The 18424-nt window shown below is 70.8% G+C and carries 19 protein-coding genes, 1 tRNA gene and 1 pseudogene; 7 read left to right on the top strand and 14 right to left on the bottom strand.

What is annotated here, in order from left to right; translation table 11 throughout:
• Positions 1-125, bottom strand: a pseudogene (locus M8542_RS49410) (transposase); the annotation flags it as partial.
• 802 nt (positions 126-927) lie between these two features.
• Between M8542_RS49410 and M8542_RS49405 the strand changes: the two are divergent.
• Together M8542_RS49405 and M8542_RS49400 are read left to right on the top strand one after the other, a co-directional pair.
• Entirely contained in the window at positions 928-1623 is a 696-nt protein-coding gene (locus M8542_RS49405) for a response regulator transcription factor (RefSeq protein ID WP_257927391.1), read from the top strand.
• The gene (locus M8542_RS49400; RefSeq protein ID WP_257927390.1) at positions 1613-3370 is read left to right on the top strand and encodes a sensor histidine kinase; all 1758 of its coding nucleotides are present in this window, start codon (positions 1613-1615) and stop codon (positions 3368-3370) included. Before M8542_RS49405 ends, M8542_RS49400 begins: the two co-directional genes overlap by 11 nt.
• On the opposite strand, the gene M8542_RS49395 is transcribed toward M8542_RS49400, so the two are convergent.
• The 6 genes from M8542_RS49395 to M8542_RS49370 all read right to left on the bottom strand — a co-directional run bounded on the left by M8542_RS49395 (position 3333) and on the right by M8542_RS49370 (position 7850).
• On the bottom strand, positions 3333-4334 hold the full coding sequence (locus tag M8542_RS49395; protein ID WP_257927389.1) for a trypsin-like serine peptidase: 1002 nt from the start codon (positions 4332-4334) through the stop codon (positions 3333-3335). The two genes, M8542_RS49400 and M8542_RS49395, sit on opposite strands and share 38 nt — an antisense overlap.
• 76 nt (positions 4335-4410) lie before the next feature.
• Positions 4411-4884, bottom strand: coding sequence for a thioredoxin-dependent thiol peroxidase (gene bcp, locus M8542_RS49390; RefSeq protein ID WP_257927388.1), 474 nt, complete (start codon positions 4882-4884; stop codon positions 4411-4413).
• A gap of 16 nt (positions 4885-4900) precedes the next feature.
• Entirely contained in the window at positions 4901-5443 is a 543-nt protein-coding gene (locus tag M8542_RS49385; protein ID WP_257927387.1) for a hypothetical protein, read from the bottom strand.
• A 192-nt stretch (positions 5444-5635) separates the two neighbouring features.
• Positions 5636-5818 (bottom strand): hypothetical protein, encoded by a 183-nt coding sequence (locus M8542_RS49380; RefSeq protein WP_257927386.1) that lies wholly within the window; start codon positions 5816-5818, stop codon positions 5636-5638.
• Positions 5819-6031: 213 nt separating this feature from the next.
• Positions 6032-6919, bottom strand: a complete 888-nt coding sequence (locus M8542_RS49375; RefSeq protein ID WP_257927385.1) for a hypothetical protein — start codon at positions 6917-6919, stop codon at positions 6032-6034.
• A gap of 49 nt (positions 6920-6968) precedes the next feature.
• Positions 6969-7850, bottom strand: coding sequence for an AraC family transcriptional regulator (locus M8542_RS49370; RefSeq protein WP_257927384.1), 882 nt, complete (start codon positions 7848-7850; stop codon positions 6969-6971).
• A gap of 141 nt (positions 7851-7991) precedes the next feature.
• Here M8542_RS49370 and M8542_RS49365 point away from each other — a divergent pair, with 141 nt between their 5' ends.
• Positions 7992-9071 carry an aldo/keto reductase gene (locus tag M8542_RS49365; RefSeq protein WP_257927383.1) on the top strand — a complete coding sequence of 360 codons (1080 nt, stop codon included), beginning with the start codon at positions 7992-7994 and terminating at the stop codon, positions 9069-9071.
• Here M8542_RS49365 and M8542_RS49360 read toward each other — a convergent pair.
• Together M8542_RS49360 and M8542_RS49355 are read right to left on the bottom strand one after the other, a co-directional pair.
• Positions 9065-9817, bottom strand: coding sequence for an NAD(P)-binding domain-containing protein (locus tag M8542_RS49360; RefSeq protein ID WP_257927382.1), 753 nt, complete (start codon positions 9815-9817; stop codon positions 9065-9067). The genes M8542_RS49365 and M8542_RS49360 overlap by 7 nt on opposite strands.
• A gap of 8 nt (positions 9818-9825) precedes the next feature.
• Positions 9826-10743 carry a helix-turn-helix domain-containing protein gene (locus tag M8542_RS49355; protein WP_257927381.1) on the bottom strand — a complete coding sequence of 306 codons (918 nt, stop codon included), beginning with the start codon at positions 10741-10743 and terminating at the stop codon, positions 9826-9828.
• A 70-nt stretch (positions 10744-10813) separates the two neighbouring features.
• Between M8542_RS49355 and M8542_RS49350 the strand changes: the two genes are divergently transcribed.
• Positions 10814-11182 (top strand): NAD(P)H-binding protein, encoded by a 369-nt coding sequence (locus M8542_RS49350; protein WP_257927380.1) that lies wholly within the window; start codon positions 10814-10816, stop codon positions 11180-11182.
• A gap of 58 nt (positions 11183-11240) precedes the next feature.
• The gene (locus M8542_RS49345) at positions 11241-12725 is read left to right on the top strand and encodes a hypothetical protein (protein ID WP_257927379.1); all 1485 of its coding nucleotides are present in this window, start codon (positions 11241-11243) and stop codon (positions 12723-12725) included.
• 262 nt (positions 12726-12987) lie between these two features.
• On the opposite strand, the gene M8542_RS49340 is transcribed toward M8542_RS49345, so the two are convergent.
• Positions 12988-13061: transfer RNA gene (locus M8542_RS49340), tRNA-Leu, on the bottom strand.
• Positions 13062-13159: 98 nt separating this feature from the next.
• On the opposite strand from M8542_RS49340, the gene M8542_RS49335 reads away from it, so the two are divergent.
• Positions 13160-13381, top strand: a complete 222-nt coding sequence (locus M8542_RS49335) for a DUF3618 domain-containing protein (protein WP_086679911.1) — start codon at positions 13160-13162, stop codon at positions 13379-13381.
• Positions 13382-13384: 3 nt separating this feature from the next.
• On the opposite strand, the gene M8542_RS49330 is transcribed toward M8542_RS49335, so the two are convergent.
• Positions 13385-13810 (bottom strand): hypothetical protein, encoded by a 426-nt coding sequence (locus M8542_RS49330; protein WP_257927392.1) that lies wholly within the window; start codon positions 13808-13810, stop codon positions 13385-13387.
• A gap of 194 nt (positions 13811-14004) precedes the next feature.
• Positions 14005-14604, bottom strand: coding sequence for a TetR/AcrR family transcriptional regulator (locus M8542_RS49325; protein ID WP_257927378.1), 600 nt, complete (start codon positions 14602-14604; stop codon positions 14005-14007).
• A 73-nt stretch (positions 14605-14677) separates the two neighbouring features.
• Between M8542_RS49325 and M8542_RS49320 the strand changes: the two genes are divergently transcribed.
• On the top strand, positions 14678-16135 hold the full coding sequence (locus M8542_RS49320; protein ID WP_257927377.1) for a flavin-containing monooxygenase: 1458 nt from the start codon (positions 14678-14680) through the stop codon (positions 16133-16135).
• 51 nt (positions 16136-16186) lie between these two features.
• Here the strand turns inward: M8542_RS49320 and M8542_RS49315 are convergent, their stop codons facing one another.
• Both M8542_RS49315 and M8542_RS49310 read right to left on the bottom strand, forming a co-directional pair.
• Positions 16187-16657 (bottom strand): helix-turn-helix domain-containing protein, encoded by a 471-nt coding sequence (locus M8542_RS49315; protein WP_257927376.1) that lies wholly within the window; start codon positions 16655-16657, stop codon positions 16187-16189.
• 203 nt (positions 16658-16860) lie between these two features.
• Positions 16861-18424, bottom strand: a 1564-nt coding sequence (locus M8542_RS49310) for an LCP family protein (protein ID WP_257927374.1), incomplete at its 5' end; no start/stop codon positions are given.

Here is an 18424-nt window from a genome sequence, read left to right as displayed (position 1 = left end):
GTCGTCAGACCCTTCGCGGCCAGGGAGATCACCATCTCATCCACCCCGCCCAAGCGTTTCTGCCGCTTGGCGACGATCTTCGGCTCGAAGCTGGCATCCCGGTCCCGGGGCACGTCGATCTGGACCGACGTCACCTTGGCTCCGATCGCGGCGCCGTCCGGCCGGACCACCGACACCGGTGCGCCGGTCTTGATCGCGGCGACGTCGCCGGCCGCCACCGGCGCGACGACCACCTTCGCCGTGGCGCTGACCGTGACCAGCGGTCCCGCGACCGGGTCGCCGGGCTGCGCGGTCACCGAGTTGACCCGCACCGGCCCGGGCAGCACGACGACCTGGCCGACGTCGAGCGTCCCGGTTTCCTCGAGCCCCGCCTTCTTCTGCCACTTCTTCAACGTTTCGGCGAACGTGAACTTCTTCGGGTGCCCGACGGGGTAGCCGAGCGCGGCCAGGTTGGCGGCGACGACCGCGACGTCGGGACCGGAGAGGTCCGGGTTGTCGAGCTTGCGGAACAGCGGGGTGTCGCCGAAGAACACCGGCACACCCCGGCCGTCCACTGAGTACAGTGCCTTGCCGCGCTGCGCGACGTCCCCGACCGCGGGCAGCTTCGTCACGGTCCCGGCCCCGGCGCCCTTGAGCGGCGTCGGCGTCCCGAACCCCAGGGTGCCGGTGAAGGACTGCGTGTTCGCGAGGTCGGTCTTGCGCACGGCGACGGTCGCGACCGAGGGCGGTGGCGCGGCGGGAGCGGCGGTGCCGCGGCCGTGGTCGACGACGAAGTACGCCGTCGCGCCCAGCACGGCGACCACGGCGACGGCGGCGAACGCCCACCGGCCACCCGATCGGGTTTTCATGGCGCCACGCTCGCAGCGGAATGTCAGGGACCGGTCAGGAAACCGTGGTCTTCCGGTAGCCGCGCTTATGCTCGAGATCATGTGCGCCCACATCGTGCTGGCCGAAGACGACGCCAAGCAGGCGGAGCTCGTCCGGCGCTACCTCGAGCGGGAACAGCACACCGTGGTCGTCGTGCCCGACGGCGTCGCCGCGCTGGACCTGGTCCGCCGGCACCCGCCGGACCTGCTCGTGCTCGACGTGATGCTGCCCGGACTGGACGGTCTGGAGATCTGCCGCACCGTGCGCGCGGAGTCCGACCTGCCGGTGCTGATGCTCACCGCGCGGTCCACAGAGGACGATCTGCTCGCCGGGCTCGACCTCGGCGCCGACGACTACGTCACCAAGCCGTTCAGCCCGCGGGAGCTGATGGCCCGGATCCGGACGCTGCTGGGGCGTGCCGGACCGGCGCGGCCGGCGAGCGGCGCGGCCCGGGTCGGCGCGCTGACCGTCGACCCGATGCGGCACGAGGTGACCCTCGACGGCCGGCCGGTCGACTGCACGCCGGGGGAGTTCCGGCTGCTGGAGCTGATGGCGGCCCAGCCCGACCGCGTGTTCACCCGCGGGCAGCTGCTGGAGCACCTGCACGGCTTCGACCGCTACATCACCCAGCGCGCGATCGACGTGCACGTGATGAACCTGCGCAAGAAGATCGAGACCCAGCCGCGGCGGCCGGCGCGGCTGCTCACCGTCTACGGCGTCGGCTACAAGCTGACCGCGGGCGCCGATGCGCCGTAGCCTGCTCCTGCGGTTGTTCGTGCTCTCGGCGCTGGTCGCGGTGGCGTCGATCGCCGCGACCGCGTGGCTCGCCGCGCGCACGACGTCCGGCGCGATCCAGCAGGAGCAGGGCCAGGCGCTGGCCGACGACGGCAACATCTACCGCGGGCTGCTGAAGTACGCGGCGACCCACCCGAACTGGCACGACGTCGGCGCGCAGGTCCGCGGCACCGCGTCGATCACCGGCCGCCGCATCGCGTTGACGCTCACCGACGGCACCCCGATCGCCGACTCGGCCACCGACGGCCGGCCGCTGCCGCTGCGGCCCTCCATCGTCGTCGACCCGCTGTCGGTCGATTCCGGGCTCGGGCAGGACACCACGGCCGACCGGATCGACCCGGACGCCGTCGGCCCGTACGCGCTGTCCGAGGCCGACCGCGCGAACCTCGGCGCGGTCGCCCAGCGCGTGCTGCGGTGCGTGCAGGGCCGCTCCGGTCTCGGCTCGATCGAGACGTCACCGGGTGGGCACCCGCGGATCGAGGGCGCGGATCCGTTCGTGCTCTCCTCCTGCAACGGCAGTGCGCTCAGCAAGCCGACGAAGACCGAGCAGGCGGCGCTGGACCAGCTGTCCACGCTGGTCAACGCGTGTCTCAACCGCGGGCCCGAGTCGAAGCCGCTGGCGCAGATCCAGGTGCTGCCCGACTTCACGTGGGTGCACCGGGGCGTCGCGGCCGAGGAGTCCGAGCAGGCCGTCCGGTCGTGCCTCAACGCCGCGCGCCGCGAGCAGCTGACGCCGTTCGTCGCGCCCGCCGCGTCGCTCTACCTCACCGCGCCCGGCGGGGAGCCGCCCGCGGGCTTCACGCTCTCCCCGGAGAACAAGGTCCGGCTCTTCCAGGTCGCCGGCGGGATCCTGCTGCTGACGCTGCTGGTCACCGCGTTCGCCGGGCTGCGGCTGATCCGGCCGCTGCGCGCGCTCACCGGCGCGGCGCGGCGGATGGAGGCGGGCGAGACCGGCGCACAGGTCAAGGTGCGCGGCCGCGACGAGATCGCCCGGCTCGGGACCGCGTTCAACGCCATGTCCGCCAGCCGGGAACGCCTGGAGGAGACGCGCAAGATGATGGTCAGCGACATCGCGCACGAGCTGCGCACGCCGCTGAGCAACATCCGCGGCTGGCTGGAGGCGACCCAGGACGGCATCAGCCGGCTCGACGACGAGCTCGTCGACTCCCTGCTCGAAGAGGCCGTCCACCTGCAGCACATCGTCGACGACCTGCAGGACCTCGCGCTCGCGGACGCCGGCGCGCTGCGGCTGCACCCGGAGCCGGTCGACGTGGCGGCGCTGCTCGCCCAGGTCGTCGCGGCGTTCCGGCCGGAGGGCGTTTCGCTCACGGTTTCGGCCGACCCGGTGGAGCTGACCGCGGATCCGGTCCGGCTGCGGCAGGCGGTGGGCAACCTGGTGTCGAACGCCGTCCGGCACACCCCGGCCGGTGGTTCCGTGGTGGTCCGCGGGCGCCGGGACGGCGACGACGTCGTCATCGAAGTCGCCGACACCGGCGCCGGGATCGCCGCCGAGGACCTGCCGCACGTGTTCGACCGGTTCTGGCGGGCCGACAAGGCACGCACCAGGGGAACCGGCGGCAGTGGGCTTGGCTTGGCGATCGTCCGGAAGCTCGCGGAAGCCCACGGCGGGACGGCCACCGCGGCTTCCGTGCCGGATCAGGGCTCGACGTTCACGCTGCGGCTGCCCGCCGGTACAGCGGCTCCGTGACGGCTGTCGTGAACTGCGGGCCGAACAGGTAGCGGGTGCAGTCCGGGGTCTGGTCGAGGCAGAGCGCGCCGCCGGGCTTCAGGTACCAGCCTTCGGTGTCGACGCCGACGACCACGCCGTAGCCGGTCTTCTCCGAGAACGACGTCAGGCGCGGGCCGCCGCTCGACCCGCCGCCCATGTCGCACGGCACGCCCCACTGCCCGCGCGGCATCGGGACCTCGTCGCTGCCCGGGTTCTCCTTCGGCGTGCCCCAGCAGTGCGCGACGCGCTGCCCGGTGAACTCCGGCCGGCCCTGGTGGCCGGGCTGCTTCGCCGCACGCGGGTAGCCGAGCTCCTGCGCGGGCAGGTGGCCCGGCAGGCCGATGCCGAGTGGCTGCGCGGCCTTCGTGACGTCGGTGGCGCGGCGGCCGCGCTCGTCCGGGTTGAGCACGAGGAACGCCTGGTCGTGGCCGTTCTGCTGGTCGTCGGTGACCCAGGTGGTGTCGGCGAACGCCGTCCGCGCGACGAACGAGCCGTATGGCCTGGTGCCGTCGCGGAAGCCGGGCACGAACAGCACCTTGTCCGTCCACTGTGGATAGTTGCCGATCAGGTCCATGCCGTGCACGCAGTGCCCGGCGGTGACGATCGTGCTTCGGTTGGCCGCCGCGACCAGCGTCGCGGTGCAGCTCTCGTCTTCGCCGCGGTCGACGAAGAACAGCCGCCCGATCGTCCGGTCCACGGCGGTGCCGGTGGGGAACCCGGCGCCGTCCGGGCCGTCGGCCGGGGGCGTGCCGGGGGTCGACGGGCCGGTCGGCATGGCGGCGATGCGTTGCGGCGTCCAGTAATCGAGGACGGCTCGGCGCTGCGCCGCGGACACGGCGAGGTCGTGCGCGACGACGCCGTCGGCGTGCGCGGGCGCCGCGCCGAGTGTCGCCGCGGCCAGCGCGGCCGCGGCGAGCACGAGGACTTTCCTTGCCTGGATCACGAGAACCTCCCTTTCGTGGCCCAGGCAGCGTCGCGGAAGGGTGTGTGGAACCGGTGAGCGAGCGGTCAGGCGGTGATCAGGAAGCCAGGTCGAGGTCGCGGAGCAGCTTCGCCACGTGCCCGGTCGCGCGGACGTTGTAGAAGGCGTGGGCGATCTTGCCCTCGGCGTCGACGACGAACGTCGAGCGGATGACACCCAGGTAGGTCTTGCCGTAGTTCTTCTTCTCGCCGTACGCGCCCCACGCCTCGATGACGCCCTTGTCGGGGGCGCCCAGCATCGGGAACGTCAGCTTCTCGTTCTCGACGAACTTCGCGAGCTTCGCCTGCTTGTCCGGCGAGATGCCGATGACCCGGTAGCCGGCGTCGTTCAGCTCGGCGAGGTTGTCGCGGAAGTCGCAGGCCTGCTTGGTGCAGCCCGGCGTGCTCGCGGCCGGGTAGAAGTACACGACGACGGACTGGCCGCGGAAGTCCCGCAGCGAGACGTCCTTGCCCTCGCTGTCGGGCAGGGTGAAGTCCGGGGCTTCGTCGCCGGGGGAGAGTCGCTCGGTCATGGACCGAGCCTAACCGTCAGGCGGGACCGCAGTACGTCGCCACGGCGGCCTCGGTCGCGCTCGGCCGGATCTGCAGCCTCAGCTGCGTCTGCTCCTGCGGCACCGCGAAGGCCAGCGAAAGGTGCACCGAGCGGCCGGGCGGCACGTCCTTGCCCGCGTCGGTGATGCCGGTGAACCCCTGGGTAGTGTCCATGACCTGCTTCACCGGCAGGCCGCCCGAAGTGGCCGTGACCGTGAGACCCGAAAGCTTGTACGTCGTCGTGCCGTCGTTGGTCAGCTGGACGTCGAAGGCCGCGCCGCGCGGGCTGCGCGGGTAGGCCGACGTGCTGGGCTTGAACGACTGGGGCGAGCCGACCGAGATCGTGACCCCGCTGTCGAACCGGTGGTCGGCGCCGAACTTGAGGTCGTTGCCGGCCTGGGAGGCCGAGGCGCCCGCGCCGCCGGGGGAACCCGCGCCGAGCGCCGCGGTGCCGTCCTTCGCCGTCGGGACCCCGCACGCCACCGCCAGGCAAAGCAGTCCTGTGGTGAACATGATCTTGCACGTGCGCGCGAGCGCCATCGCGGGTACTCCAGTCGGCGGGTCGGGGTGGCCGTTCGGCAACGGGGATTGCCGGGCGAACCCGCTCCACTCTGGCCGTGATCGCTCGTGGTTACGAGGAGCCACGAGGGGTTGTCGCGCACCTGGTGCCGCCCCGTGGCCAATCCGTGACCGGAACGGCACGGGTGGTGACAATCACCACCCACATGCCACTTAAACCGCGAGGGCGAAGAGCAGGATGAAGATCGCCACGCCGAAGAACCACGCGGCCATCAACCAGCCGAAATCCCGGATCGGGTCGACGGCGCGGCTCTCCTCGCCGGGCACGTACACGCCGCGGCCCTCGAACCAGTCGGCCCAGCGGGCGAACCAGTGCAACGGGTTGCGCGACGACATGCTTCACCTCCGGCGACCGGCTTCCCCGGTCACAGTACGGGTTCGCCGCCGCGCACCGGAAGGCGCGGGGTGACCACCGGCGCGGTGTGGTCCGGTCGGCCGCACGATCCGCCCCGGACCGGTGACGGCGCGGTGGCGCGGGCGGCGTCCGCTCACCGCCCGCGACGTCACACCCCACGGTCGGGTGAAGCTCGACGTCGTCGGTGTAGAGCTTCAGGCGAGCCCGTTGCGCTGCAGCACCGACACCGCACGCACGGTCGCGTACCCCCGCCACTCGAGCTCCGCGGCGGGCGAGAAGCTCGCGAAGTCGACGCGCCAGCCGCCGTCGTCCTGCTGCTCGTCGACCAGGCGCCGCAGCTCTGCTTCGACGACGCCGTCCTTGAGCAACGCGCGGGCCGGGCGGTCCGGCAACGGCGCGAAGTCCAGGGCGCGCAGCGTTTCCCCCGCCGAGCCGCCGGCCACCGGGACCAGCCCGTCGGGCGGGACGAACGCGGCCAGGTGGTCGAGCAGCTCGGCGGCCTCGGGGTGGAAGTCGTGGGCGGCGTCGACGAACTGCACGGCGAACGACAGCTCGATCGCGTGCGGCGCTTCGGAAAGCGCGCGGATGGCGCGGAAGCAGTACTCGGTCGCCCCGGCGAGCCACGGGTGGTCGCGCACGGACCGGTCGTGGCGCGCGACGCGCAGGGCGACCCCGGCCGCGAAGGCGGTGCTCTGCAGGGTGGCCACCGCGGGGTCGGCCTGGGCCCAGAAGGGCGCGCAGCCGGCGGGGTCGGCCACCGGCAGCGCGAAGGGCAGGCCGCCGTCCGGGAGCGCGGCCGAGGCGAGCCAGCCGCACAGCCGTGTCGCGTGCGGGGTGGTGGCCGGGGCGATGTCCTCGAACACCTCGAAGGCGTGGAGGGCGCCGCCGGGCTGGCTCTCCGGCGCGCGCAGGTCGGGCTCGAGGCCCCAGCCGTAGCCGCCGTCGGCGTTGCGGTAGCCGTCGACGGCGGCCAGCACCGCGCTGACGTCGGTCTCGCCGCGGAGCAGTTCGAAGCGGCGCCGGTCGAGGAGGCGGGCGTGCGTCGCCATGAACGACGCCGCCGCGGGAAGGTTGGCAGGCATGCGACCACCCTCGCACCGCCGCGGCGGGTGGTCTTGAACGGATCGGACCTCAGGGCAGCTGCGCCGGGGCCTCGCGCAGCCGCGCGGCGTCCTGCCCGGGTGGGGCGCCGAACAGGCGGCGGTACTCGCGGTTGAACTGCGACGGGCTGTCGTAGCCGACGAGGTGCCCGACGCCGGCGATGTCGCCCGCGTCGGCCAGGAGCAGCGAGCGGGCCTCCTGCAGCCGGATGCGCTTCTGGAACTGCAGCGGGCTCAGCGCGGTGACCGCGCGGAAGTGCCGGTGGAACGCGGACGGGCTCATCCCGCTCAGCTTCGCGAGCTCGTCGACGCGCATCGGCTCGGCGTAGTTCGCGCGGATCCAGCGGATCGCCCGGCCGACGTGGGCGAGCCCGCTGTCGGCCAGGCCGATCTGGCGCACCAGGCCGCCGTGCGGGCCGGTCAGCAGCCGCCAGAGGATCTCGCGCTCGATCAGCGGGGCGAGCACCGGCGCGTCGGCCGGGTGGTCGAGCAGCCGCAGCAGCCGGACGACGGCGTCGAGCAGCTCCGGGCTCGCGTCGCCGGTCGCGAGCGGCGACGTCGGCGGGGTGCGGCCCCACCGCCCGGGCGGCGCTTCCAGCAGCAGCGGCGCGATGGCCGCGGGCCGCAACGCGAGCCCCAGGCCCAGCGCCGGTGTCCGCGGGGTGGCGCCGACGAAGTGCCCGGTCACCGGCAGGTCGGTGCTGACCAGCAGGTACTGCCCGGCCCGGTACTCGTGGACCTGCTCGCCCAGCAGCAGGCGTTTGCCGCCCTGGGCCATGACGACCAGCAGCGGCTCGGCCAGCGAGTGGTGCGGCTCGCTGGTGCCGACTTCCGACAGCAGCAGGCCCGGGATCGGCGTGCGGAGGTCGGCACGCGCGTGAGCGGCGACGAGGTCGCGCAGTTCGGTCAGCACCCGTCCAGGGAAGCACTCAGGTTCCGGGCTGACAACTCTTTGCGCGAGGATCGTGCAAGAGGTCGCGGGGATCAATCTACCGTCAAGCTGGGTTTTCGCGGTTTCCTGGTGTTGGCCAATCCGACACACAAGGAGCGTTTCATGTCACTCGACCACTACGTCACCCTCGGCCGGTCCGGGCTGCGCGTGAGCCCGTTCGCCCTCGGCGCGATGACCTTCGGCGAGGACCCGGGCGGCGCGGGCTGCAGCGTCGAGGAGTCGGAGAAGATCCTCGCGACCTACCTCGATCTCGGCGGCAACTTCGTCGACACGGCGAACTTCTACACGAACGGCCACTCGGAGAAGATCCTCGGCGACTTCTTCGCCGCCCACCCGGGCCGCCGCGACCACGTCGTCCTCGCGTCGAAGTTCTTCGGCAACATGTTCCCGGGCGACCCCAACGGCGGCGGCGCCGGCCGCGCGTCGATCATCGCCCAGCTCGACGAGTCGCTGCGGCGGCTGCGGACCGACCACCTCGACCTGTGCTGGCTGCACAACTGGGACCGCAACACACCGATCGAGGAGACCCTGCGGACCCTCGACGACCTCGTGCGCACGGGCAAGATCCGCTACATCGGCTTCTCGAACACCCCGGCGTGGGTCACCGCGCAGGCCCAGACGACGGCGCTGCTGCGGGGCTGGACGCCGCTGATCGCGTTGCAGGTGGAGTACTCGCTGCTGGCGCGGACGGTGGAGGGGGAGCTGGCACCGTTCGCGCTGGACCAGGGCATCGCGTTGACGCCGTGGAGCCCGCTGAAGAACGGTTTCCTGTCGGGGAAGTACCAGCGCTCGGGTGTGTCGGACTCGGCCCGCGCGGCCTACGTCGGAGGCCCGACGCCGGCGGAGTTCGCGGTGATCGACGAGGTGGCCGCGATTGCCGCCGAGCTGAACACGACGTCCGCGGCGGTGGCGCTGGCGTGGCTGCGGGCGCGGCCGGGAACGGTAGTCCCGATCCTCGGCGCGCGGCGGCTTGAGCATCTGACCGGCAACCTCGAGGGCCTGTCGGTGACGCTGTCGGCGGCGGACGAGGCGCGGCTGGCCGAGGTGTCGGCGCCGACGTTGGCCTACCCGGCCCCGATGCACGGCGCGCAGCGGGCGATGCTGCAGTTCGCGGGCACGACGGTCGACGGCGAACCGTCCACGGTGTACCCGCCGCTGCTGCAGAGCGACGTCCGCTACTGACCGCTGACGCGCGCGAGGACGTCGTCGAGGGCGCGGCGCACCCGCTCGGGGTCCCGCACGGCGGTCCGGAACTGTTCGTTGATCCCGCCGGGCGTCTCGTGCTTGCGCGCCAGCTCACCGAGGGTGCCGTCGTGCCGGGCGAGGGTCCGGCCGAGCTCACCGAAGACGTGGGCGACGTAGGAGTCGGCGTCTTCGGAGGCGACGCCGTGCTCGGCCATCCAGCCTGCGATGGTGGCGAGCTGGTCGAGGTGCGCGGCGAAGGTGGCGGTGGCGGCGCTGAAGGTGGCGAGGGTGGCTTCGTCGGCGGGGACGACGACGTCACCGACGCTCTCGAAGAGCGATCGAGCAACGACGTCGTCGGGGAACATGGCGGTGCGGCCGGCCCGGCGGCTCGCGGTGGGCAGCGGAATGGACCGCACGACCCGTTCGGCGGGAGCGACGAAGCGGCGCAGCTCGTCGAGTCCGACGGCGGCGACGGCGCTGATCACGACGTGCTCCGGCCGGAAGGTGAGCTCGCCGAGCACGTCCCGGAAAACCTGCGGCCGCACGGCGAGCACGACGGTGCCGGCGCTGTCGAGCACTTCCTGGTTGTCGCGGCAGACCCGCACGTTCGGGAAGCGGCCGGCCAGATCGTGCGCGATGTCGTGGTTGCGCGGGGAGAGGAAGATCCGCGGAGCCTCGTCGCGCAGGCCTTCGACGATGGCGGCGGTGAGTTCCCCGGTGCCCACGAACCCGTACGTCTGCATGGCGAACTCTAACCGCGGAAGGTGCGCCGGTAGGTGTCCGGGGGCACGCCGACCGTGCGGTTGAAGTGCCTGCGCAGCGTCGTTGCCGTGCCCATGCCCACCGCTGCCGCGATCGAGTCCACCGGGGCGTCCGTGTTCTCCAGTAGTTCCTGCGCCCGGCGGATCCGCTGGGTCAGCAGCCACCGCAACGGCGTCGTGCCCGTCGCCGAGTGGAAGTGGCGGCTGAGGTGGCGGGTGCTCACGTTCGCCTGGCGGGCCAGGTCTTCCACCGACAGCGGCTGGTCGAGCCGCGCCGTCGCCCAGGGGAGCAGGGCCGCCAGCGGGTGGTCGTCGCGGGCCGGCACCGGGGTGGTGACGTACTGGGCCTGGCCGCCCGCCCGGTGCGGGGGCACCACCAGGCGGCGGGCGACCGCGTTGGCCGCCGCCGGGCCGTGGTCGGCGCGGACCAGGTGCAGGCACAGGTCCATCGCCGCGGCCTTGCCCGCCGACGTCAGCACGCTGCCGTTGTCCACGTACAGCACGTCCGGGTCCACCGTCACCCGCGGATAGCGGGCGGCGAGAACGCCGGTGTGCGCCCAGTGCGTCGTCGCGCGGAGGCCGTCCAGCAGACCCGCCGCGGCCAGCACGAACGCACCCGTGCACAGCGACGCCACCCGCGCGCCGCTCGCGTGGGCCGCACGCACCGCCTCGACGAGGTCCGCGGGCGGGTCGGCGTCGACGTCGGCCCAGCCGGGCACGAGCACCGTGTCCGCCCGCGCCAGCCGGTCGAGCCCGGCGTCCGGCTCCAGCCGGAACCGGCCGACCCGCACGGCCGCCGAGCCGCAGACGGCGAAGTCGTATCGCCGGTCCTCGCCGAACACTTCGGTGGCGATGGTCAGCTCGAAGGCGAGCATCCCGTCGGTGGCGGCCAGCGCGACAGCGTGCATGTCCGAAAGTGTATGTAGCACGGCGTTCCGGACACTGTCGCCGAAGCGGGACCGTCGCGAGGATGGTCGTATGACTTCGGTACTGGTTTACGGCGCATACGGGCACACCGGGCGTTTCGTGGTGACTGAGCTGCGCGAACGCGGCTTCGAGGTGGTCCTGTCCGGCCGTGATGCGGCGAAGCTGCCGGGAGGGCGGCCCGCGCCGGTCGACGACCCGGCGGCGTTGGACCGCGCGCTCGGCGGTGTCTCGGCCGTGATCAACTGCGCCGTCGCAAGCGGCCGGGACATCTACGCGGTAAGCGCACCACTGGCGGTCGAGGCGGTGGAACGCATCCTGGCCAGCCGAACGCGGACGAAGGGCGTAGCAACGGCAGGCGAAATCTTCGATGCACAGGACTTCCTGCACGCACTGACGCCATGCATCGAGTTAGTGCTTTGATCAACGATCAGTAGTAATTTGAATGCGTTCTGTCATGAAGCTGTGAGAGACTCGCATCGTGAAGCAGGCTGAACTTCGAGTCGGTGACGAATACGCATATCAACTTCACGAGCCCCACGACGCCGCACCTTTGGCCGCGCGCGTCCGTGTGGTCTCGATTGATGGGCGTGGGAAAGCAACCGTGGTGGTAGTTGAGCCAGGCCCTCCGTTGCCTGCACATGCCTTTGGCGCCCGATCCGTCAAGCGGAACGAGAAGCTGCAGATCTCAACGCGTTCGATCGCCTGCCTCTGGGGCGAATGGGCCGCTCGCGCCGCGGCGGTCGGAGCCGAGAAGAAAGCTCAGGCCGCCGCGACGCGACAACGATGGGAAGAGTTGGACCGACTTCAGGCTGATCGGTTGGTGGTTGATCCGGAGCGTGCGTTGCCGGACCAGTACGACGAAGAGCACCTGTACCCGGATACTGATGTGGAGGAGCGCGCTTCGCTGTGCAAGGCGTATGCAAGAGCGCGCAGACTCGGTCCTTATGCGACCGACGAGAAGCTCAAGCCACTGCTGGTTGACCTGCCCGTTCCGGTCTTGCGAGACATCGTCGCTGCCGACGACCATCGGCGCGCCGGCGCTCCGGGCACTGTCGCATATACGTTCGGACGCGCGGCGGAGTTGCTCGAAGCTGCTCGCGTCGCACAATTGGACCGGGCGGGCCGGGGCTCTTCTGACATTCCGGCGCCCTTGCGAGTGCTCGACGAGGCTGACGTCGCATTCGTCGCTGCGACGCGCGAGGCGGTCGCGAATGCCGGAGGGGACCTGTTACTCCCTCCAGTACCCGCTCTGCCGGACTGGGTGAAGGAGACGGATCGAGCGATGGCGCCTACGTTCGGCTGGCTCAGGTTGGCTGTCGGGGACACCGATGGCGAACGACTGCATTCGCCGGGATGCGCACTGGTGCGGTCGCGGCCCGCGGCGCTCACTGAACACGTGCCCTGGTGGCAGGTGATGCTCGATAGTGCCCGGTTGTGTGGCAACTGTGGCGGGCCAGGTGTGCGGGACTTGGTCCCGTTGGCCGGCTTCGTGGCGGCCGTCGACGTGTGGCGGGATCGCGGGAAGAGCCGGATCGAACGATGGCAGCAGGCGGCATTTCAACGACTGCTTTCCGCGACGGCTGCCGCGCGAGCGCAGACGCTGGCCCCGGACATCACGCTGACCTCGCGGATTGTTGCCGCGCTGACCTTAGGTGCTCCTGGCGATGACGGTTGGGCGGCGTACTGGGTCGCGGCAGCCACGAGGTGGAATCGTTTGGGTGCGGAGGTCGAACGGCTGACTGCAGCTGAGCTGGAGTCGGCGTGCGCGCTCGTGCGCGATCGGCTGACCACACTGCTCGAAGTACTTCCCAAGCCGCTGAGGCCGCAAGGTCCACCGACTGCGGACGTCGAAGACTTGCGCCGGTCATACGAGCAGATGAAAGAGCTGCTCGGAGAGACGGTGCCTCAACTCGACCGGTTGCTTTTCACCTTGCCGGGAGCGGTGCCGACCGCCGGCTGGTGATGCCGTCGAATCCGACAGGGCTCCGGGAAACGAAGCCCCAAACGGCGCCGGCAGAGGAAATCTGGCACCCAAAACCCTCAGGTGACCACACCTAAGCGGGGTCCAGGGGCGAAGCCCCGGAGAGGGGGCCGGGGGGGCGAAGCCCCCGGGAGGGGGTCCGGGGGCGAAGCCCGCCGGGCGGGGTCTGGGGGTTGCACCCCCAGAAAAACACAACGAAGTGGAATCCAGCGGAGGCGCGAAGCGCCGAGCGCAGGATGAAACGTAGGCCCGGAGAGACTCGAACTCTCACTGGCACGGACCTAAACCGTGTGCCTCTGCCAATTGGGCTACGGGCCCGTAGTACTCGGAAGCGTAGCGTGCGGCGTGGCCGGTGCGGCGGTGGCGGGGCGGTCGACTAGGTTGGGTCGGGTAGGTCCCTGCGGCGAGGAGGACACGTGGCCCGCGATCCTGAGACGATCGAGCGTGAGATCGAGCAGGCCAGGACGGCTCTGGCGGCGACGCTGGATCAGTTGACCGTCAAGGCCGACCCGAAGAAGCTCGCGGATGCGGCGCAGCGTGGTGTGCGCGCGAAGCTGGACAATCCGAAGGTGAAGTATCCGCTGATCGGCGGGGGGATCCTCGTGGTGGTCCTGCTGGTGCGCAAGTTGCTGAAGTAGTGCTCAGGCGCGGGCCTGCTCGGCTGCCTTCTCGGTGGGCTGGGCGGGCTCGTCGGCCGGCTTGCGGTCCTCGACGGCTTTGGGGAGTTGTTTGCTCGGGGGCAGCGCGGGTTTTTTGTCCGCGGTGGCCGGTTCGGTGGTTGCCTGCTTGGGCACGCTGCCGGGCGGCGGGACCTCCAGTGGCGCCTGCTTGGGCAGGGTGAGCCGGGCGGTCATGTAGGTCTGTGTGAAGTCGAACGCGCTGCCGTTGAGCAGGTGTACGACTGTTGCTTTGCCGTCGCCGCGGAGTTCTTCGACGAGCTGGTCGGCGCGGTCGCGCGCGGCGATGATGCCGGGTGCGCGGGCGGTCAGCTCCTTGCCGTGGCCGCTGACCGTGATCGTCCAGTCGGCGTCCTCTTGGACGTACGTCGCCGTGATCGCTTCCACCATCTGCCTCACGCCCCTCTCCTTGCCTTCACAACCGTGACGTGGTCCCCGCGATTCCATGACGCGGTTCTCACGCCCCCTCTCGATCGTGAAGGTCCAGAACACTTTGTACCGTGTCCTCGACACCGTAGAGCAACTCTGTGTCACACGACACGACAGCGCTGAGTAACGACCGAATGGCCTAATGCACGCGCAGGTTACCGTGCACGGCTGCGGAGGCCGCTCCACAGCACGTCCATGGCGTATTCGGTGGCGGTTTCGGGGTGTACTTCCTCGTGGTGTTCGCACCAGATCGCGAGGCGTTCGCATGCGCCGACCACGAATTCCGCGGCCGCTTCGGCTCTCAGGTCGTCTCCGCTGTCGAAGTAGCCGCTCATCAGGGCGGCGATCAGGTCGGTCTGCTGCCGGCGGGTTTCCTCGACCTCGTCGGCGGCGGTGGTGCCGATGAGGGCCATCTCGTGCCGCAGCAGCGACCAGGCCTGGCGGCGTTCGCGGATGAAGACGAAGAAGGCCAGGAGGCCGCGGCGCAGTGCGTCCTCGGCGGTGACCGCGCCGATGGTCGCCTGCTCGGTGACCTCGCGCAGCACCGCGCGTGATTCCCGGATGCAGGCGAGCAGCAGTCCCTCTTTGGAGTTGAAGTACTCGTAGAGCATCGGCTTGGAGACGCCCACCAGCTCGGCGATCTCGTCCATGGACGCCGCCGCGTAGCCGCGTTCCGAAAAGACCTGCTCGGCGACCTCGATCATCTGTCGTTCGCGCTCTGCCCGGGGCATGCGCTTGCGCTTCGCGGTGGTCACGAGCAACACTCTACCGCTAGTAACCTACTCCGAGTAAGATAGATCGCAGAGCACAGGAATCGGGAGGCGCGCCATGGGCAACCGCACGGAGACCGGGGTCGTCATCGTCGGGACCGGGTTCTCCGGTCTCGGCATGGCGATCCAGCTGCGCAAGGAGGGGCGCGAAGACTTCGTGATCCTCGAGAAGGCGCACGACGTCGGCGGCACCTGGCGGGACAACAGCTACCCCGGGTGCGCCTGCGACATCCCGTCGCACATGTACTCGTTCTCCTTCGAGCAGAACCCGGACTGGTCGCGGGCGTACTCGCCGCAGCCGGAGATCTGGCAGTACATGCGCGACGTCGCCGACAAGCACGACCTGCGCCGCTTCGTGCGCTTCGGCCAGGAGATGACCGGCGCCCGCTGGGACGCCGACGAGAACCGCTGGCACGTCGCCACGAGGGGCGGCGACGAGTTCGTGGCGGGCGCGTTGGTCGCGGGCGTCGGGGCGCTGCACCTGCCGCAGATCCCGGAGCTGCCCGGGATCGAGAACTTCGCCGGCCCGGCGTTCCACTCCGCGCGGTGGCGCCACGACGTCGACCTGAAGGGCAAGAAGGTCGCCGTGATCGGCACCGGCGCGAGCGCGGTCCAGTTCGTGCCGAAGATCGCCCCGGACGTCGAAGCGCTGACGCTGTTCCAGCGCACGCCGCCGTGGATCATGCCGAAGGCCGACCACGAGATGTCCGGGCGCACCCGGTCGCTGTTCAAGGTCTTCCCGCCGGCCCAGCGCGCCTACCGGAACCTGCTCTACTGGATGCTCGAAGCGCGCGCGATCGGCTTCAACGGCCAGTCCTGGGTGATGAAGGTCGGCCAGCGGCTGGCCAAGCGCAACATCGACCGCGCGATCGCCGACCCGGCGCTGCGGCGCAAGGTCACCCCGGACTACACCATGGGCTGCAAGCGCGTGCTCATCTCCAACGACTACTACCCGGCGCTGGCGCGCGACAACGTCGACGTCGTCACCGACGGCGTGCGGGAGGTCCGCGAGCACAGCGTCGTCGACGCCGCGGGGGTCGAGCACGAGGTCGACGCGATCGTCTACGGCACCGGCTTCCACGTCACCGACGCCTTCGACGACCTGGAGATCGTCGGCCGCGACGGGCGCAACCTCGGCAAGGAGTGGGCGACCGAGGGGATGCGGACGCACCTCGGGATCACCGTGGCCGGCTTCCCGAACCTGTTCTTCCTGCTCGGCCCGAACACCGGCCTCGGGCACAACTCGGTCGTGTTCATGATCGAGGCCCAGATCTCCTACGTCGCCGAGGCGCTGCGGCTGGCCCGAGGGAAGGCCATCGAGCCGAAGCCGGAGGTGCAGGAGCGGTTCAACGGCGACATCCAGCGCAAGCTGGCGAAGGGCATCTGGACGCGCGGCGGCTGCAAGAGCTGGTACCTGGACGCGAAGGGCGTCAACCGGACGATCTGGCCGGGCTTCACCTGGCGGTACTGGCTCGACACGCGGAAGGTGCGGCGCGAGGACTTCCTGGTCGGCTGAAGGGGGCCGGTCCCTCACCGGCGGCCAAGGGCCGGTGAGGGACCGCGGGGATCAGCGGGAGACGTACCGGCGGAGCCGGGCGATCAGGTCCACGGTCGGCAGGCCGCACAGCTCGGCCATCCGCTCGAGCGCGGGCAGGTCGAGCGCGATCTCGCCGGCGCCGTGCTCGCCGACCTGGCGCAGCCGGCCTTCGGCCCAGCGGCGCAGCGGGAGCAGTTCGGCGGAGGCGTCGGCGACGACCTTGCGCAGGTCGACGCGGACCCGGCCGGGCTCGTCGACGAACACCCGGCGGTGCACCTTGGCCAGCAGGTCCTGGGGGAGCTCGTCCATCGCGACGCACAGTTCGACCAGGCGCACGACGGAGCACTGTCTGGTGCCCAGCTCGTAGGTGGCCAGCGTCTGCAGCGAAATCTCGCTCTGCAGGTGCTGGTTCAGCTCCTTGCGCGTCCACCCGCGGCTGCGCCTGAGCTTGCGGAGCTCGTCCCCGAGTATCCGCTGATACTCCTCAGCGTCGATCAGCACATCAATGTCCCCTGCCGTGCTCTCCCGCGGCACCCTCACGGTGGTGACAAGATTCCCGTGCAGGTGCACCCTCACGTGTATGTAAGTGCGCAGGCGCCCGGCCCTTACGCGATTTCGGGCATGTCTTTGATACCGATTGCGCGAGTTGCGCCGAACGGGTTAACGGGAGATGGCCGGATCTGCAACTTGCAGGTCAGCGGGCCTCAGTTGACGCAGGGAACGCCTTCGGCGGTGATCGGCTTCTCCTGGTCGGCGGCCGGCGGCGGCGCGGCCTGCGACGTCGGGGCGGCGGCCGCGCCGGCGCCGTTGCCCGAGCTCCCGGCGCCGCTCGGCGCCTCGTAGTCGGAGCCGAGGAACACCATCACGTGTCCCGCTTGGACGCTCTTGTCCTCTTGGATCGTCGGCGAGCCGCCGAGCGCGTCGGCGACCGCCTGGCCCTTGTCCTTGCCGCCCTTGGGCACCCAGATGACCGTGGTCTTGCGGGCGCTCGAGTTCGCGGTCTCGCCGGAGGTGAAGCCCTTGCCTTCGAGGTCCTTGGCGACGGTCGCGGCCAGGCCGGTCTTGCCGGAGGCGTTGCGGACGTCGACCGTGGTCGCCTTGTTCGCGGGGTCGGCCTGCTGCGCCGGCGGCGCGGTCTGCCCCGGCTGCGGTCCGGCGAGGCTCTGCACGAACTGCTTGACCTCGACGGGGTCGACCTGGATGGCGGTGCCGTCCTCGGGCGTCTTGTACTCGATGTTCTTCACCGGGATGGTGCGGAACTCGAGCTGGCCGCCGGTCAGGCCCTTCATCTGCTGGGCGAACCCGAGGATGTCCCAGTTCTGGTTGAGCACGACCGACTTCTTGATGGCGTCGATCAGGGCGTTGAGCTTGGCCGGGCTGGTCAGCGTGCCGGCCGAGAGCACCTTGCGGGCCATGCCGGCCATGAACACCTGCTGCCGGACGACCCGGTCGAGGTCGCCGTTGGGCAGGCCGTGGCGCTGCCGGACGAACTCGAGCGCCTCGACGCCGGAGATCGTGTGCTGGCCCTTGCTGAAGTTCGCGCCGGAGTACTGGTCCTTGACGTTGTCGTTCAGGCAGACGTCGACGCCGCCGATGGCCTTGGTGATCTCGCTGAAGCCGAGCAGGTTGACCGCGGCGTAGTTGTCGATGGTCGACCCGGTGAGCTTCTCGATCGTCTGGATCAGCTCCTTCGCCCCGGCCTGGTTCGACTTGACGTCGAGCTCCTTCGGGTCGCTGACGCCCTGCTTCTGCAGGTCCTTGCGGGACTGCAGCATCGCCCGGGCGTAGGCGGAGTTGATCTTGTGCTTGCCGTAGCCGGGGATGTCGACGTAGGAGTCGCGCGGCAGCGACATCGCGACGGCCTTGCTGCCGTCGTTCGGGATGTGCACGAAGATCAGCGAGTCGGTGTTGAGCTCGCCGTCGGAGTCGCCGGCGCGCAGCTCGTCGAGCACCTCGCGCGGCAGCGGGTTGCCCTGGGCGTCGGTGCGGCTGTCGAGGCCGACCAGCAGGATGTCGCGGGCGCCGTCGGCGGGCTTGTCGCCCCCGGCGTCGTCGCTGATCACGTTCGCGTAGTTCAGCCCGTTGACCAGGCCCTGCATCGCCGCCCACGCGTACCCGGTCAGGCCCATCACCAGCAGCGACACGACGGCGAGCGCGACCTTCGCGCCGCGGAAGGAGTTGCGGCGGGCACGCGGGGCCGGGCGGTCCTGGGGGCGGCGCGGCGGCGGGCCGGCGCGGCGGACGTCCGCCGGCTCGCGGCGGGGTGCC

The organism is Amycolatopsis iheyensis (genome assembly GCF_024703995.1).
Taxonomy (GTDB): domain Bacteria; phylum Actinomycetota; class Actinomycetes; order Mycobacteriales; family Pseudonocardiaceae; genus Amycolatopsis; species Amycolatopsis iheyensis.
This window is presented reverse-complemented; position numbering and strand designations above follow the sequence as displayed.

What these genes read in the sequence shown, in the direction of transcription:
- M8542_RS49350 (WP_257927380.1), top strand. Translation starts at nt 10,814, where the DNA reads ATGACTTCGGTACTGGTTTACGGCGCATACGGGCACACCGGGCGTTTC.
- M8542_RS49400 (WP_257927390.1), top strand. Translation starts at nt 1,613, where the DNA reads ATGCGCCGTAGCCTGCTCCTGCGGTTGTTCGTGCTCTCGGCGCTGGTC.
- M8542_RS49365 (WP_257927383.1), top strand. Translation starts at nt 7,992, where the DNA reads ATGTCACTCGACCACTACGTCACCCTCGGCCGGTCCGGGCTGCGCGTG.
- M8542_RS49380 (WP_257927386.1), bottom strand. Translation starts at nt 5,818, where the DNA reads ATGTCGTCGCGCAACCCGTTGCACTGGTTCGCCCGCTGGGCCGACTGG.
- M8542_RS49360 (WP_257927382.1), bottom strand. Translation starts at nt 9,817, where the DNA reads ATGCAGACGTACGGGTTCGTGGGCACCGGGGAACTCACCGCCGCCATC.
- M8542_RS49320 (WP_257927377.1), top strand. Translation starts at nt 14,678, where the DNA reads ATGGGCAACCGCACGGAGACCGGGGTCGTCATCGTCGGGACCGGGTTC.
- bcp (WP_257927388.1), bottom strand. Translation starts at nt 4,884, where the DNA reads ATGACCGAGCGACTCTCCCCCGGCGACGAAGCCCCGGACTTCACCCTG.
- M8542_RS49330 (WP_257927392.1), bottom strand. Translation starts at nt 13,810, where the DNA reads ATGGTGGAAGCGATCACGGCGACGTACGTCCAAGAGGACGCCGACTGG.
- M8542_RS49405 (WP_257927391.1), top strand. Translation starts at nt 928, where the DNA reads ATGTGCGCCCACATCGTGCTGGCCGAAGACGACGCCAAGCAGGCGGAG.
- M8542_RS49385 (WP_257927387.1), bottom strand. Translation starts at nt 5,443, where the DNA reads ATGGCGCTCGCGCGCACGTGCAAGATCATGTTCACCACAGGACTGCTT.
- M8542_RS49375 (WP_257927385.1), bottom strand. Translation starts at nt 6,919, where the DNA reads ATGCCTGCCAACCTTCCCGCGGCGGCGTCGTTCATGGCGACGCACGCC.
- M8542_RS49355 (WP_257927381.1), bottom strand. Translation starts at nt 10,743, where the DNA reads ATGCACGCTGTCGCGCTGGCCGCCACCGACGGGATGCTCGCCTTCGAG.